This is a genomic window from Streptomyces sp. NPDC050164, from assembly GCF_044459945.1.
Lineage (GTDB): Bacteria > Actinomycetota > Actinomycetes > Streptomycetales > Streptomycetaceae > Streptomyces > Streptomyces coeruleorubidus_A.
On record NZ_JBITJK010000026.1, the window covers coordinates 16,046 to 30,221 of the forward strand.

Below are 14,176 nucleotides of genomic sequence, written 5' to 3' on the forward strand. Positions count from 1 at the left end.
CAGCATGACCACTCAGTCCACCCTGAAGTCCGTGCCTGCCCTGGGGACGCGCCCGTCCTCCGGCTCGAACCCGAGCCGAGCCGAGACCAGGGAGCAGCTCGCCAAGGCGTCGTACGACCTTCTCGTGATCGGCGGCGGCATCCTTGGCATCTCCACCGCCTGGCACGCCGCGCAGTCCGGCCTCAGGGTGGCTCTGGTCGACGCCGGCGACTTCGCCGGTGCCACCTCCTCCGCCTCCTCCAAGCTGCTCCACGGCGGTCTGCGCTACCTCCAGACCGGGGCCGTCAAGCTGGTGGCGGAGAACCACTTCGAGCGCCGTGCGGTCTCCCGGCAGGTGGCTCCCCACCTGGCGAACCCGCTCACGTTCTACCTCCCCGTGTACAAGGGCGGGCCGCACGGCGCGGCGAAGCTCGGGGCGGGCGTCTTCGCCTACTCCGCGCTGTCGGCCTTCGGTGACGGCGTCGGGCATCTGCTCTCGCCGGCCAAGGCCGCGCAGGACGTGCCCGAGCTGCGCACCGAGAACCTCAAGGCCGTGGCCGTGTACGGCGACGACCAGATGAACGACGCGCGCATGGCGCTGATGACGGTCCGCGGGGCCGTCGAGGCGGGCGCGGTCGTCCTCAACCACGCCGAGGTCACCGGCCTGCGCTTCACCCAGGGCCGTGTCACGGGCGCCGAGCTGAAGGACCGCCTGACCGGCGACGAGTTCGGCGTCAGCGCCCGGCTGGTGCTCAACGCGACCGGCCCTTGGGTCGACCACCTGCGGAGGATGGAGGACGCGAACGCCGCGCCGTCCATCCGCCTGTCGAAGGGCGCCCACCTGGTCCTGAAGCGCACCTCCCCCTGGAAGGCCGCGCTCGCGACCCCGATCGACAAGTACCGCATCACCTTCGCCCTCCCCTGGGAGGACATGTTGCTGCTCGGCACCACCGACGAGGAGTTCGAGGGCGACCCGGCGGATGTCGCGGTCACCGAGAAGGACATATCCCAGATCCTCGACGAGGCCGCCTTCTCCGTCCGCGACCAGCAGCTGAGCCGCGACCTCATCACCTACGCCTTCGCCGGTCTGCGCGTGCTGCCGGGCGGTCCCGGGGACACCGCGAAGGCCAAGCGCGAGACGGTGGTGACCGAGGGCAAGGGCGGCATGCTGTCCGTCGCGGGCGGCAAGTGGACCACCTTCCGCCACATCGGCCGCACGATCATGAAGAAGCTGGAGTCGCTGCCGGGCCACCCCCTGGGCGACGACTTCGAGCCCATCAGCTCGCTGCCGAAGAAGCTGCCGCTGCCCGGCATCGCCAACCCGCGCGCGGTCGCCCACCGGCTGCTGACCGACCGCCCGGCGCCCGGCCCGCGCATGGCGGCCGACACCGCCAGGCACCTGGCCACGCACTACGGCTCGCTCGCCTTCGACATCGCCCGCCTGGCCAACGAGAGCCCCGAGCTCGCCGAACGCGTCCACGCCGACGCCCCGGAGATCTGGGCGCAGGTCGTCTGGGCCCGGGACCACGAGTGGGCCGAGACGCAGGACGACGTGCTGCGCCGCCGCACGACGCTGACGATCCGCGGGCTGGCCACGGACGACGTCCGCGCCAAGGTCCAGGACCTGCTCGACAAGAAGTAGGCACGACCCGGGGATCCCGTTGCCCGGGGACCCGGTTGCCGGGAGGGGCGGCTCCACGCCGACGGAGCCGCCCCTTCCGCGTTCCCGACCCCCATAATGACCTGATACGTCGGAGGTCTTGAGCGACAGGGAGGCCGGCCATGGCAGTCACCGACGAGGCGATCGAGAAGATCAAGGGCATGATCGTCTCCGGCGCGCTGCGGCCGGGCGACCGGCTGCCCAAGGAGAGCGAACTCGCCGCCGACCTCGGCCTGTCCCGCAACTCCCTGCGGGAGGCCGTACGCGCGCTGTCCCTCATCCGGATCCTGGACGTGCGGCAGGGCGACGGCACGTACGTCACCAGCCTCGATCCGCAACTCCTGCTGGAGGCGCTGAGCTTCGTCGTGGACTTCCACCGCGACGACACGGTCCTGGAGTTCCTGGCCGTACGCCGCATCCTGGAGCCGGCCGCGACGGCCATGGCGGCCCTGCGGATCAGCGAACAGCAGCTCGACGCGCTCACGGCCCAGCTGGACAAGCTCGGCGACGACCCGTCCGTGGAGGATCTCGTCGCCTGCGACCTGGAGTTCCACCGGGGCATCGTGCAGAGCTCGGGGAACTCCGTGCTGTGCTCGCTGCTCGACGGGCTGTCGGGCCCCACCACCCGGGCCCGGATCTGGCGCGGCCTGACCCAGGAGGACGCGGTCGGCCGCACCCTGCGCGAGCACCGGGCGATCCTCGCGGCCCTGCGGGACCGGGACGCCGAGGCGGCGCGCTCGTGGGCGACGGTGCACATCGCGAGCGTGGAGCAGTGGCTGCGCTCCACGCTGTGACCAGGGCCTCACGGACAGCTCGGATGAATCCGGGGTGTTCAGGGGTGGATCGCGGGGCAGTGATGGGGTCACTCCCCCTGCAAGGGGGCTGCGGGCGCCCCCTTGGTACGCCGTAAGGTTGGGGGGTACGCGAGGGCACGTCGGAAGGAGGCGCTGGGTGATCGAGCTCGAGGGGGTTCCCGAGCTGATCGACCCGGTCATGGTGGCCGCGTTCGAGGGCTGGAACGATGCCGGCGACGCCGCCTCCACCGCGGTCGCGCATCTGGACAGGGAGTGGAAGGGCGAGGTGTTCGCGGCGCTGGACGCCGAGGACTACTACGACTTCCAGGTGAACCGCCCCACGGTGTTCATGGAAGCCGGCGTTCGCAAGATCACATGGCCGACGACAAGGTTGTCGGTGGTCCGGGTCGGCGGGGACAAGCCGCGCGACCTGGTCCTCGTCCGGGGTATCGAACCGTCCATGAGATGGCGGTCGTTCTGCAACGAACTGCTCGGCTTCGCGCACGAACTGGGCGTGGAACTGGTGGTCGTCCTGGGCGCCCTGCTCGGCGACACCCCGCACACCCGTCCGGTTCCGATCAGCGGGACGACGTCCGACCCGGACCTGGCCCGTCGCATGGACCTGGAGGAGACCAAGTACGAGGGGCCCACGGGCATCGTCGGCGTCCTCCAGGAGGCGTGCACGCACGCGGGGGTACCGGCCGTGTCCCTGTGGGCAGCCGTACCGCACTACGTCTCGCAGCCGCCGAACCCGAAGGCCACGCTGGCCCTCCTGAACCGGCTGGAGGACCTGATCGACGTGCGCATCCCGCTGGGCGAGCTGCCCGAGGACGCGCGCGCCTGGCAGGTCGGCGTGGACCAACTGGCCGCCGAGGACAGCGAGGTCGCCGAGTACGTCCAGTCGCTGGAGGAGGCCCGGGACACCGCCGAGCTGCCGGAGGCGTCCGGTGAGGCGATCGCCCGCGAGTTCGAGCGCTACCTCCGGCGCCGCGACGGCGGCGGACCGACCGCCTCCGGCGGCCACGCCACGGCGGACGGCAGCGACAGCACGTCGTACCTGCGGGACAACCCCAGCGGCCGTACCCGCCCACCGAAGCCGCCGAAGCCGGGCACGGACGACGAGGAGTCGTCGGAGGACTGAGACCTCGCCCACCGCGGGCCCGGGCGGCAGCGAGCGGGCGCCGGGGGACGCGCCCGCAGCCCTGGCGGCCTGCCGGGCCCCACCGCGGCACCTCGCCGCCATGCCGTCGACCACGACGAGCATGCCGGACGGGGCTCCACTGCCACACCTTGCACCCGCGCCGGCAACCGCGAGCGTGAGCCCCGGGTGGGGAACGCGCCGGTCCTCGCCGCCCCTGCCGTCGGCGACGAGCAGACAGCAGGCGTGCTCAGAGCCGTCGCAGCCTGCCACGGCCACCGCGGCACCTCGCCGACCCGCGTCCGCGACGGCAAGCGGGCGCCGGGGGCGCACCGCAGCCCCTCGCAGCCTGTCAGAGTCTCACGGCAGCACCCCGCTGCCCAGCCGTCGCCGACGACGAGCATGCACGCGCCCAGAGCCCTCACAGCCGCCGGGGGCACCCCGCGACACCCGGCCAGCCGCAGGGGGCGTCTCCCGCCCGGGAGACGCCCCCTGCGGCTGTTGTCGGTTACAGCGCTACGCCCAGCAGCGCGTCCACCGCCCGGGAGACCACCCCGGGGGCGCCCTCGTCCGTGCCGCCGCTCTGCTCCTGCTGCGCGGTCCAGCGGTCGACCGCGGTGAGGGCGGCCGGAGCGTCCAGGTCGTTCGCGAGGGACTCGCGGATCTGCTCCACGAGTGCCTGCGCCGGGGGGCCGTCGGGCCGGGAGACTGCGGCCCGCCAGCGGGCGAGCCGTGCGACGGCGTCCTGGAGGACCTGGTCGGTCCACTCCCAGTCGGCACGGTAGTGGTGGGAGAGCAGCGCGAGCCGGATGGCGGCCGGGTCGACGCCGTCGCGCCGGAGCTTGGAGACGAAGACCAGGTTGCCCTTGGACTTGGACATCTTCTCGCCGTCGAGGGCGACCATGCCGGCGTGGACGTAGGCCTTGGCCATGGGGAACTCGCCGGTCAGGCCCTGGGCGTGCGAGGCGCCCATCTCGTGGTGCGGGAAGGCCAGGTCGGAGCCGCCGCCCTGGATGTCGAAGCCCATGCCGAGGTGGTCGAGGGCGATGGCCACGCACTCGATGTGCCAGCCGGGCCGTCCGCGTCCGAGCGAACCGCCGTCCCAACTGGGCTCGCCCTCCCGGGCCGCCATCCACAGCATCGGGTCGAGCGGGTTCTTCTTGCCCGGCCGGTCCGGGTCGCCGCCGCGCTCGGCGGACAGCAGCCGCATCGCCGCGGCGTCCAGCCCGGAGACCTTGCCGAAGTGCGGGTCGGACTCGACCGAAAAGTAGACGTCGCCTTCGAGTTCGTACGCCGCGCCCATGTCCCGCAGCCGCTCGACGAGCGGGACGATCCCGGGTATCGCCTCGACGGCGCCTATGTACTGCCGCGGCGGCAGCATCCGCAGGGCCGTCATGTCCTCACGGAAGAGGGCCGTCTCCTGCTCGGCGAGCGCGGCCCAGTCGAGGCCGTCGCGCTGCGCCCGCTCCAGGAGCGGGTCGTCGACGTCGGTGACGTTCTGGACGTAGTGAACCTGCCGCTTGGTGTCGAGCCACACGCGCTGCACGAGGTCGAACGCGTTGTAGGTCGCCGCGTGTCCTATGTGGGTGGCGTCGTACGGGGTGATGCCACAGACGTAGATACGGGCGACGGGACCGGGGTCGAGGGAGACCAGACCACCGGTCGCGGTGTCGTGGATCCTCAGGTCGCGGCCCTGACCAGGCAGGGCGGGGACCTCGGAAGCGGGCCAGGCATGCATGCCATGAGCCTAACCGGACTGAAGTTCCATATACGAATGGGAGCGGGCCGGACGGCCGAGAAGGCGCTCTTGCGACTGCTCGGCGCATGTGCTGCTACACGGGTGGCCAGGGAATCGCCGGCCACTGCCCGCTCGGCTCCGGATGCTTCCCCGAGGCGAGCAGCGCGCCGACCCGCGCGCGTGTGGCGTCGATCTCCGCGCCGGTGATCAGCGGCTGCAGCCGGGCGGTGAGGGGACCGTCCTCCGCCAGGTCCTTCCTGAGGCCTTCGAGGACGTCGACGGCCTCCTGGGTGAGGGGCTCCCCCGCCCACCCCCACAGCAGGGTCCGCAGCTTGTTCTCGACGTTGAAGGTGACCCCGTGGTCGATCCCGTACAGCCGCCCCTCATCGGTCGGCAGCAGGTGCCCGCCCTTGCGGTCGGCGTTGTTGACAACGGCGTCCAGCACCGCGAGCCGGCGCAGCCGCTCGTCGTCCGCGTGCACGAGGAGAGCGGTGCGGCCCTCGCCGACCTCGGCGAAGCCGACCGCCTTCCAGCCCGGCTCCGGTTCCTCCCCGTCGACCAGCGCGAGCAGCTCCGCCTCCGGCGCCGCCTCGACCCACAGCTGGCACATGCCCTCGCCGTAGGGGCCGTCCCGCAGCACGGTGGGCGGGACGAGGCCCCAGCCGGTCACCTCGGAGACCTCGTACGTGGCGACCTCGCGCTGGGCGAGCGTCCCGTCGGGGAAGTCCCACAGGGGTCTCTCCCCCGCGACCGGCTTGTAGATGCAGGCCGCTTCCCGGCCGTCGTGGGACACCGTGCAGTACAGGGCCGCGTTGGATGCCTCACGGATGCGTCCGCGCACGGTGAGTTCGCCCCGGGCGAGCAGTTGGGCGGCGTCCGAAAGAGGACTCACGCTCCGCGGCGGTATCCGTTCTGGCGCGGACATACGTGTCCTTCCGGGTCGAGCGGGAGGCTGCACAGCGGGCACGGCGGCCGCCCGGCGTTGACGATGTCGAGGGCGCGCTTGGCGAAGGCCCTCGCCTGCGCGCCGGTGAGCCGGACACGCAGCATCGGCGGCCCGTTCTCCTCGTCCTGGAGCAGCCGCTCCTCGGCCTCGGCGAGGTCCTCCTCGGAGTCGGCGTCGAGCTCGACGAGCGCCTGCGCCTCGACGATCATCAGCTGCTCCTCGCCGTCCCAGGCGAGCGCCATGGTGCCGACCCGGAACTCCTCCTCGATCGGGGTGTCCAGCGGAGCGGTGTCGGTGATCTCGGACGGTGCGACGGCGGGGACGGCGGCGCTGCCTCCGCTACGGCGTACGACCTCGTCGAGCAGTTCGTCCATGCGCTCGGCGAGCGCGGCGACCTGGGTCTTCTCCAGGGCCACGCTGGTCACCCGGGAGCCGGCGGTGGCCTGGAGGAAGAACGAACGGCGCCCGGGCAGTCCGACCGTACCGGCCACGAAACGCTCCGGATGGTCGTAGAGGAACACCTGACGGGACACGTCCTGTCTCCATTGGAATCGTGGGGGCCGTGTGGCCACGGCACTGCTGCGACCGCTTCACCCTACTGCGGCCGACGATCACGGTGCGCCCGCACCACCCCCGACGGGGGCCTCGTCGCCCGGCGGTTCCTCGCGCGGCACCAGGGACGTGAAGTCGCCCGTGTCGCCGAGGCGGACGAGAAACGGTCGCAGTCGTGTGTAGCGGATCGCGGTGATGGAACACGGTTCAACGGAAATCCGCTGGAAGAGGTCCAGATGAAGTCCGAGTGCGTCCGCGACGAGCGACTTGATGATGTCGCCGTGCGAGCACATGAGGTAGACGGCGTCGGCGCCGTGGTCGCGCTCCACGCGCGCGTTCCACTCGCGTACGGCCTCGGCGGCACGGGTCTGCATGGCCCGCATGGACTCGCCGCCGGGGAACGCCGCCGCGGAGGGGTGCGCCTGCACGACCTCCATCAGGGGCTGGTCCTTCAGCTCGTCGAGCTTGCGCCCCGACCAGTCGCCGTAGTGGCACTCGCCGATGCGCTCGTCGGTGTGCGGGGTGAGCTCCGGCCGGGCCTGGAGAAGGGGCCGGATCGTCTCCTGGCAGCGCTGGAGCGGGCTGGTGACGATCTCGGCGAGGGGCAGTTCGGCGAGCCTCCCGGGCAGCGCGGCGGCCTGCGCCGCGCCGCGTTCGTCGAGGGAGACACCGGGCGTCCAGCCGGCGAGCAGTCCCTCGGTGTTGGCGGTGGAACGTCCGTGCCGGACCAGGATCAACGTGGGCATGCGGTCCAGCGTAGGCGCACGCGCGCGTACGGTGTCCTTCGAGTGACGGGAGAGTCTCTTCGTGATCGTCGACTGTGCCATCTACCGCGACGGACACCGGTCGCAGGGGCCGGAGGACTTCTCCGACGCCCTGGGTGAGGCCCGTGCGGCGGGCGGTTTCGTGTGGATCGGGCTGCACGAGCCGACGGAGCGCGAATTCGACCATGTGACCCAGGAGTTCGGGCTGCATCCACTGGCCGTCGAGGACGCCCTCAAGGCCCACCAGCGGCCCAAGCTGGAGGTGTACGACGACTCGCTCTTCGTGGTGCTCAAGCCGGTGACGTACGAGCCGCAGAGCGACACCGTCTCGGCCGGCGAACTCATGATCTTCCTGGGCGACTCGTTCGTCGTGACCGTCCGGCACGGCGAGGGCGGCCCGCTCAAGGCCGTACGGCAGCGGCTGGAGCACGAGCCGGACCTGCTGGGCAACGGCCCCACCTCCGTGCTCTACGCGGTCGCCGACGCCGCCGTCGACCACTACCTGGACGTCGCGACCGAGCTGCAGGCCGACCTGGAGGGTCTGGAGGCGGAGGTCTTCTCACCGGACGGCGAGGGCTCGCGGCACACCGCGTCGCGGATCTACAACTTCAAACGGCAGGTCCTGGAGTTCCGCCGGGCGACCGGGCCGCTGGCATTGCCGATGAGCCGGCTGGCGGGCACGGCGCCGTCCGGCGTCGCGGTGCCGTTCGTGGACGACCGGGCCCGGCCGTTCTTCCGTGACGTCAGCGACCACCTCACGCGCGTGAACGAGTCCGTGGAGAACCTGGACCGGCTGGTGTCGGACATCCTCTCCGCGCATCTGGCGCAGATGAGCGTCCGGCAGAACGACGACATGCGCAAGATCTCCGCGTGGGCGGCCATGGCCGCGATCCCCACGATGATCGCGGGGATCTACGGCATGAACTTCGATCACATGCCCGAGCTGCGCTGGGAGTGGTCCTATCCCGCGCTGATCGCGGTGATGGCCGTTCTCGAGGTGCTGGTGTTCCGGCTGTTCAAGCGCCGTGGCTGGTTGTAGACCGGGCCGTCTCAGGCGAACTCGGGTGCCGCGGACGCGGGTCCGCCGAGGGCGTCGCGGCGCTCGGGCGTCTTCAGCGACACCATCCGGCGCCAGCCGCCCAGCCGTTCGTAGGCGTACATCGCGTGGATGCCCGCCGCGAGCACCGCGGACTTGGCCCTGGACCAGCCGAGGATGCGGCCCATGTGCGCCATGACGGCGAGGCTGACGTCCCGGTAGATGCGGATCTCGGCGAGCGCGCACTCGCGCAGGGTCCGCTGGATGGCCCGGCCGTGGCCCGCGTAGGCGAAGCGCAGCAGTTCCTCGTGGCAGTAGGCGAGGTGGTTGTCCTCGTCGTTGGAGATCTGCTTGACCGCGCGGCCGATGTCGGGGTCGTCGGCGAAGTGCTTGCGCAGGAGTTCCATCTGCTCGGAGGCGCGCTGTTCGGTGACCCTGCTGTGCGAGAGGTACGTGACGATGTCCTGCACCGTGAGCCGCTCGTCGCGCCCGAGTTGCTCATGCGCGAGGCCGATGCCGTTCTTCTCCAGGAGCATCGTGTAGTCGGTCTCCGGCGGGACCGGGACGGGGTCGAGGCCGCGCTTCTTCATCAGGGCGTTGAAGATCCGGCCGTGCTTGTCCTCGTCGGCGCCGTGCCGGGTGATCTTGGGGGCGAGTTCCCGCTCGCTTTCGGGGACGAGCGCGGCGATACGGGCGTTCTCCCAGCCGCCCTGGGACTCGCCGCTCGCGGCGATGGAGCAGAACAGGGCGAAGGACTCGTCGTTGGCGAGGATCTGCTGGAACACACTCTTGGCCGAAAGCATCGTGAGCACCTCTCCCGCGCACGTGCGCGTGCGCGTGCTGCGTGATTCCGCAGGTTTCCGCAAAGGACGAGTCAAGTGCGGGACGACAGGTGCGGCAACAGGTATGTCGGACAACTCCGCCGAATGGAGGACACGGGAGACCGCGTCGAAACCGGCCCGGCCGGCATGTCCGGGAGGATCCCGGCGTAACCGCAGGAGGCACGCCGCGTTGTTCTGCGTGACGGCCGTGGCGGGGAAGACCCCCGAGCCCCCACCACGGCCGCAGAAGACTCGGGCCTGTTACGCGAGCCCCGCGCGCTCCAGGGCCTGCGTGCCGGCGCGGAGGGACGCGAGCCGCTCGTCGAGCGTGAAGCCCGCCGGGGCGAGGCTCAGGGTGGTGACGCCGGCCTGCGCGTAGGCCTTCATCCGGTCCGCGATCCGGTCGACGGACCCCAGCAGCGCGGTCTTGTCGATCAGCTCGTGCGGTACGGCGGCCGCGGCGCCCTGCTTGTCGCCGGACAGGTACTTGCCCTGGATCTCGGCGGCCTCCTTCTCGTAGCCCATGCGCTGGGCGAGCTGGTTGTAGAAGTTCTGCTTGGGGCTGCCCATGCCGCCGACGTACAGCGCGGTGTAGGGGCGGAAGGTGTCGGCGAGCGCGGCGACGTCCTTGTCGTCGCCGACGGCGAGCGGGAGGGTCGGGCAGACGTCGAAGCCGTCGAGGGTCTTGCCGGCCTTCTCACGGCCGGCCCGCAGGTACTTGATCGTCGTGTCCTCGAGGTGCTCGGCGGAGGGGAAGATCAGCAGGGCCCCGTCGGCGATCTCGCCGGTCTGCTCCAGGTTCTTCGGGCCGATCGCGGCGATGTACAGCGGGATGTGCTCGCGCTGCGGGTGCACGGTCAGCTTGATGGGCTTGCCCGGGCCGCCGGGCAGGGGCAGCGTCCAGTGCTCGCCCTCGTAGGACAGGCGCTCGCGCGTCATGGCCCTGCGGACGATCTCGACGTACTCACGCGTGCGTGCCAGCGGCTTGTCGAACTTGACGCCGTACCAGCCTTCGGAGACCTGCGGGCCGGAGACGCCGAGGCCGAGGCGGAAGCGGCCGCCGGAGAGGGAGTCGAGGGTGGCCGCCGTCATGGCGGTCATCGCGGGCTGGCGGGCCGGGATCTGGAAGATGGCGGAGCCGACGTCGATACGTTCGGTCTGGGCGGCGACCCAGGTCAGTACGGTGGCGGCGTCGGAGCCGTAGGCCTCGGCGGCCCAGCAGACGGCGTATCCGAGCCGGTCGGCCTCCTGGGCGACGGCCAGATTGTCCGCGTCCATTCCGGCACCCCAGTAGCCGAGGTTGATACCGAGCTGCATGCCGAATCCCCTTACCGATCAGTAACGTGCACGTGCGCAGACCTTAGCGTGCGGCTGTGCGAGGACCTAGCCGCGGGCAGCCGTGCCGGACAACCCGAGCCGGGCGCCGGAAATCGGCCGTCCACAGCCCCCCACACGGAAGGTTCTGGCCAGTAATCTCGGCGTTCATGGAGCAGAGGCATCTCGGCCGCACCGGCCTGCGTGTGTCCCGGATCGGGCTCGGCACCCTGACCTGGGGACGGGACACCGACGAGCACGACGCCGCGGACCTGATGAAGACGTTCTGGGAAGCGGGCGGGACCCTCGTCGACACCGCGGACGTGTACGGCGACGGAGAGGCCGAGTACCTGCTCGGCAGGCTCATGGACGGCCTGGTGCCCCGCCGGGACCTGGTCGTGTCGACCAAGGCCGGCAGCGTGCCGGACCCCGACCGCCGCTTCGACACCTCCCGCGGCCATCTGCTCTCCGCGCTGGACGCCTCGCTCTCCCGGCTCGGCACCGACTACGTCGACCTGTGGCACGTGCACGCCTTCGACCCGGACACCCCGCTGGAGGAGACCCTCCAGGCCCTCGACCTCGCGGTCGCCAGCGGTCGGGCCCGCTACGCCGCCGTCTCCAACTTCTGCGGCTGGCAGCTGGCCAAGGCCGCCACCTGGCAACTGGCGGCCCCCGGCACCCGGACCCGGCTGGCGGCCACACAGCTGGAGTACTCGCTGCTCCAGCGGGGCATCGAGCGCGAGGTGCTGCCGGCAGCGCTGGACCTGGGTATCGGGCTGCTGCCGTCCTCGCCGCTGGGGCGTGGGGTGCTGACGGGCAAGTACCGGGGCGACACGACGCCGCCGGACTCACGTGGTGCCTCGGAGCACCTCGCGCCGTTCGTCGCGCCGTATCTGGACGACACGGCGAGGCGCATCGTGGACGCCGTGACGACCGCGGCCGACGGACTGGCGGTGACGCCGCTGCAGGTGGCGCTGGCCTGGGTCCGCGACCGGCCGGGGGTGGCCGCGCCCATCGTCGGCGCGCGCAACGCGCAGCAGCTCACGGCGGCATTGTCAGTGGAGACCCTTAGTCTTCCTGACGAGATCTGCCGGGCGCTCGACGACGTGTCGGCGCCTGTGCACCGCTATCCCGATCACGACTGGAGCACGCTGTGAGCACGGAGCCGGAGACCACGGAGGACGCCGAGCCGGGGACGCCGACCGGTGGTGCGCAGACCGAGGGGACCGAGGGGGATGCGGCCGGTGCCGGTGAGGTCTCCGAGGCCGGGGGCACCGAGGGGGAAGCAGCCGGTAGCGGTGAAGTCTCCGAGGCCGAGGGCGCCGAGGGGGAAGCAGCCGGTGCCGGTGAGGTGTCCGAAGCCGAGGCCGAGCTGCGGGCGCAGCGGGCCGTGCGGGAGCGTATCGAGCAGCGCAAGGCCGAGAAGAAGGCGCCGATCGAGGCCGGGACCAAGCTGAGCGGCAAGGCCGCCGATCTGCTCGCGGCCGTGCGGGCCGTGGAGAGCGGTGAGAAGCCGGTCGCCACGGTGTTCGAAGAGCCCGAGCCCGCCCCCCGGCGCTCCGCCCCGGAGCCGGTACGACGGCCGCAGCCGCTGGCGGCCGAGGCCGTCGCCGCGTCGACGGCTCCCGCGTCGGCGGCGGTGCAGGCCGTACGGCAGGTGCTCGGCGAGGGCGGTGCCCCCGAGGTGCTCGCGCCGCCGGTGGCCGCGGCACTCGGCGAGGGCGCGGACGAGCTGCTGCGCGCGGATCCCTGGCAGTTGCTGCGGGTCGCCGGCGTGCGGCCCGAGCAGGCCGACGGGTTCGCGCGGGCCCTGCTGGGCGCCGAGTGCGGTCCGGGCGACGAGCGGCGGGGCCGGGCCGTCACCGTCTGGCTCCTGGAGCAGGCGGCGCTGGCCGGGCACACCGCCCTGGAGATGCCGGCGCTCCTCGCGGCCCTGGCCCAGCGGGGTGTGCCGGAGCCCGACAGCGCCGTGCAGGACGCGATCGCGGAGGGGGACGCGCTGGTCTTCCAGGACGCGCTGGAGGAGACCGGTGGCGCGCCGGCACCGGCCGAGGAAGAGGGCGCGGAGGAGGACGAGGAGCGTCCGGTCCGTGTCCTGGTCGGCCTCGAGCGGTACGCGCTCGCGGAGGAGAGCCTGGCCGACGGTCTGGCCCGGCTGGTGAACTCGGTGCCCAAGCAGGACGGTTCGGCCGAGGACTGGGAGCGGGCCGCCGCCGCGGCCCAGGGCTCGACGGGTGAGCTGCTCCGCGTGGTCGCCGCTCACGGCCTGGTCCTGCACACCGGCGGCGAGGCCTCCCTGACCGAGCCCGCGGCGCTGCTGACCGCCGCGCGCGCCCTCGGCCTGCGCGCCTGGGCCGCCAGCCACGGCCCGATCGGCCGCACCCGCTTCGCGGCCCTGCTGCGCCGGTCCGAGGCCGCCCCCGGCACCCGGTCCCCCGACGCCCACTCCCCCGTCGCCACCGTCGCCGGACTGCTCTCCGGTGCCGAGGGACCCGGCCGGGATGCCGACGGGGCGCTGGATCTCGATCTGCTCGTCGTGCTCGACGCACCGCAGCTGGATGTCGAGACGGCCGCACTGCTGACGGAGTCGCTGCCGGACGGGGCGCGGCTGGTGCTGGCCGGGGACCCGGGAGTGCTGTGGTCCGTGGGCCCGGGCCGGGTGTTCGCGGATCTGCTCGCGGCGCGGATCTGCCCGCAGGTCGCCTCGCGGCGGCCGGATCCCGGGCCGCTGGGCGAGCTGGTCTCCGGTATCGGCATCGGCGAGCTGAACCAGGTCGAGGCCCCCGGCAAGGAGGTCGTGATCGTGCCCGTGCGGGACGCGGGCGAGGCCGTGCACCGGACGGTGCAGCTCGTCGTGGACTCGGTGCCGCGGGCGATCGGCGTACCGGCCGAGGAGACACAGGTGATCACACCGGGGCACGGCGGCGCCGTCGGCACGCGTGCGCTCAACGCTGCGTTGAAGGAGCGGCTCAATCCGGGCCCGGGCCGCTTCGGCGGCTTCGACCCCGGTGACCGGATCGTCTACTCCCCCGTGCCGGGCCGTGCGCTGCCGGGCCGCGTGGTGAAGGCGGATGCCGAGGGGCTGCACCTGTCGTGCGAGGGCGAGGCTGCCGTCGTGCCGAAGGAGCGGGTGGAGCAGTCCGTGCGGCACGGCTGGGCGCTCACCGCGCACCAGGCGGTGGGGAGCCGGTGGCCCGCGGTGGTCGTGGTGCTGCCCGGCGATGCCGCGCAGGCCCTCACCCGGCCGTGGGTGTACACGGCGTTCGGGCGGGCCGACCGCCATCTGTCCGTCGTGCACGGCGTGGAACAGGCGTTGGCCCGGGCCGTCGCCGAGGTTCCGGCGAAGCCCCGGACGACCCGGCTTCCGGTGCTGCTCGCTCCGCAGATCAGCAGCTGACGACGACGGCGGTGGTCACGGGGCCTGCCCCGTGACC

General features: G+C 72.3%; 12 protein-coding genes. 6 read left to right on the plus strand and 6 right to left on the minus strand.

Features of this window, described 5'->3' with window-relative positions:
- The first annotated feature begins 4 nt into the window (after positions 1 to 4).
- From ACIBNA_RS28885 to ACIBNA_RS28895, 3 genes are all read left to right on the plus strand, one after another.
- The gene (locus ACIBNA_RS28885; protein WP_399168113.1) at positions 5 to 1,621 is read left to right on the plus strand and encodes an FAD-dependent oxidoreductase; all 1,617 of its coding nucleotides are present in this window, start codon (positions 5 to 7) and stop codon (positions 1,619 to 1,621) included.
- 140 nt (positions 1,622 to 1,761) lie between these two features.
- Positions 1,762 to 2,433 carry a FadR/GntR family transcriptional regulator gene (locus tag ACIBNA_RS28890; protein WP_010045382.1) on the plus strand — a complete coding sequence of 224 codons (672 nt, stop codon included), beginning with the start codon at positions 1,762 to 1,764 and terminating at the stop codon, positions 2,431 to 2,433.
- 157 nt (positions 2,434 to 2,590) lie between these two features.
- Positions 2,591 to 3,574 (plus strand): PAC2 family protein, encoded by a 984-nt coding sequence (locus ACIBNA_RS28895; protein WP_020276825.1) that lies wholly within the window; start codon positions 2,591 to 2,593, stop codon positions 3,572 to 3,574.
- A gap of 505 nt (positions 3,575 to 4,079) precedes the next feature.
- Here the strand turns inward: ACIBNA_RS28895 and mshC are convergent.
- The 4 genes from mshC to ACIBNA_RS28915 form a co-directional block, all read right to left on the minus strand.
- Positions 4,080 to 5,309 (minus strand): cysteine--1-D-myo-inosityl 2-amino-2-deoxy-alpha-D-glucopyranoside ligase, encoded by a 1,230-nt coding sequence (gene mshC, locus ACIBNA_RS28900; RefSeq protein WP_399168114.1) that lies wholly within the window; start codon positions 5,307 to 5,309, stop codon positions 4,080 to 4,082.
- A gap of 94 nt (positions 5,310 to 5,403) precedes the next feature.
- A complete protein-coding gene (locus ACIBNA_RS28905) occupies positions 5,404 to 6,234 on the minus strand; it encodes an SCO1664 family protein (protein ID WP_399168115.1) in 831 nt (276 codons plus the stop codon).
- The gene (locus ACIBNA_RS28910; RefSeq protein ID WP_274815177.1) at positions 6,198 to 6,788 is read right to left on the minus strand and encodes a DUF3090 domain-containing protein; all 591 of its coding nucleotides are present in this window, start codon (positions 6,786 to 6,788) and stop codon (positions 6,198 to 6,200) included. Before ACIBNA_RS28910 ends, ACIBNA_RS28905 begins: the two co-directional genes overlap by 37 nt.
- 78 nt (positions 6,789 to 6,866) lie before the next feature.
- The gene (locus ACIBNA_RS28915; protein WP_399168116.1) at positions 6,867 to 7,553 is read right to left on the minus strand and encodes a histidine phosphatase family protein; all 687 of its coding nucleotides are present in this window, start codon (positions 7,551 to 7,553) and stop codon (positions 6,867 to 6,869) included.
- A gap of 61 nt (positions 7,554 to 7,614) precedes the next feature.
- On the opposite strand from ACIBNA_RS28915, the gene corA reads away from it, so the two are divergent.
- Positions 7,615 to 8,610, plus strand: coding sequence for a magnesium/cobalt transporter CorA (gene corA / locus ACIBNA_RS28920; protein ID WP_399168117.1), 996 nt, complete (start codon positions 7,615 to 7,617; stop codon positions 8,608 to 8,610).
- A gap of 11 nt (positions 8,611 to 8,621) precedes the next feature.
- Here corA and ACIBNA_RS28925 read toward each other — a convergent pair whose 3' ends face one another.
- Together ACIBNA_RS28925 and ACIBNA_RS28930 are read right to left on the minus strand one after the other, a co-directional pair.
- On the minus strand, positions 8,622 to 9,410 hold the full coding sequence (locus tag ACIBNA_RS28925; protein WP_399168118.1) for a ferritin-like domain-containing protein: 789 nt from the start codon (positions 9,408 to 9,410) through the stop codon (positions 8,622 to 8,624).
- A 279-nt stretch (positions 9,411 to 9,689) separates the two neighbouring features.
- Positions 9,690 to 10,745: an LLM class F420-dependent oxidoreductase gene (locus ACIBNA_RS28930; RefSeq protein ID WP_399168119.1), complete on the minus strand. Its 1,056-nt coding sequence runs from the start codon at positions 10,743 to 10,745 to the stop codon at positions 9,690 to 9,692.
- 167 nt (positions 10,746 to 10,912) lie between these two features.
- Here ACIBNA_RS28930 and ACIBNA_RS28935 point away from each other — a divergent pair, with 167 nt between their 5' ends.
- Positions 10,913 to 11,899 (plus strand): aldo/keto reductase, encoded by a 987-nt coding sequence (locus tag ACIBNA_RS28935; RefSeq protein WP_399168120.1) that lies wholly within the window; start codon positions 10,913 to 10,915, stop codon positions 11,897 to 11,899.
- Positions 11,896 to 14,139 (plus strand): helix-hairpin-helix domain-containing protein, encoded by a 2,244-nt coding sequence (locus ACIBNA_RS28940; protein WP_399168121.1) that lies wholly within the window; start codon positions 11,896 to 11,898, stop codon positions 14,137 to 14,139. The genes ACIBNA_RS28935 and ACIBNA_RS28940 overlap by 4 nt, the downstream gene beginning before the upstream one ends.
- Positions 14,140 to 14,176: the final 37 nt, after the last annotated feature.

Coding starts and splice junctions, on each gene's coding strand:
- ACIBNA_RS28885 (WP_399168113.1), top strand. CDS start 5: ATGACCACTCAGTCCACCCTGAAGTCCGTGCCTGCCCTGGGGACGCGC.
- ACIBNA_RS28890 (WP_010045382.1), top strand. CDS start 1,762: ATGGCAGTCACCGACGAGGCGATCGAGAAGATCAAGGGCATGATCGTC.
- mshC (WP_399168114.1), bottom strand. CDS start 5,309: ATGCATGCCTGGCCCGCTTCCGAGGTCCCCGCCCTGCCTGGTCAGGGC.
- ACIBNA_RS28905 (WP_399168115.1), bottom strand. CDS start 6,234: ATGTCCGCGCCAGAACGGATACCGCCGCGGAGCGTGAGTCCTCTTTCG.
- ACIBNA_RS28915 (WP_399168116.1), bottom strand. CDS start 7,553: ATGCCCACGTTGATCCTGGTCCGGCACGGACGTTCCACCGCCAACACC.
- ACIBNA_RS28925 (WP_399168118.1), bottom strand. CDS start 9,410: ATGCTTTCGGCCAAGAGTGTGTTCCAGCAGATCCTCGCCAACGACGAG.
- ACIBNA_RS28930 (WP_399168119.1), bottom strand. CDS start 10,745: ATGCAGCTCGGTATCAACCTCGGCTACTGGGGTGCCGGAATGGACGCG.
- ACIBNA_RS28935 (WP_399168120.1), top strand. CDS start 10,913: ATGGAGCAGAGGCATCTCGGCCGCACCGGCCTGCGTGTGTCCCGGATC.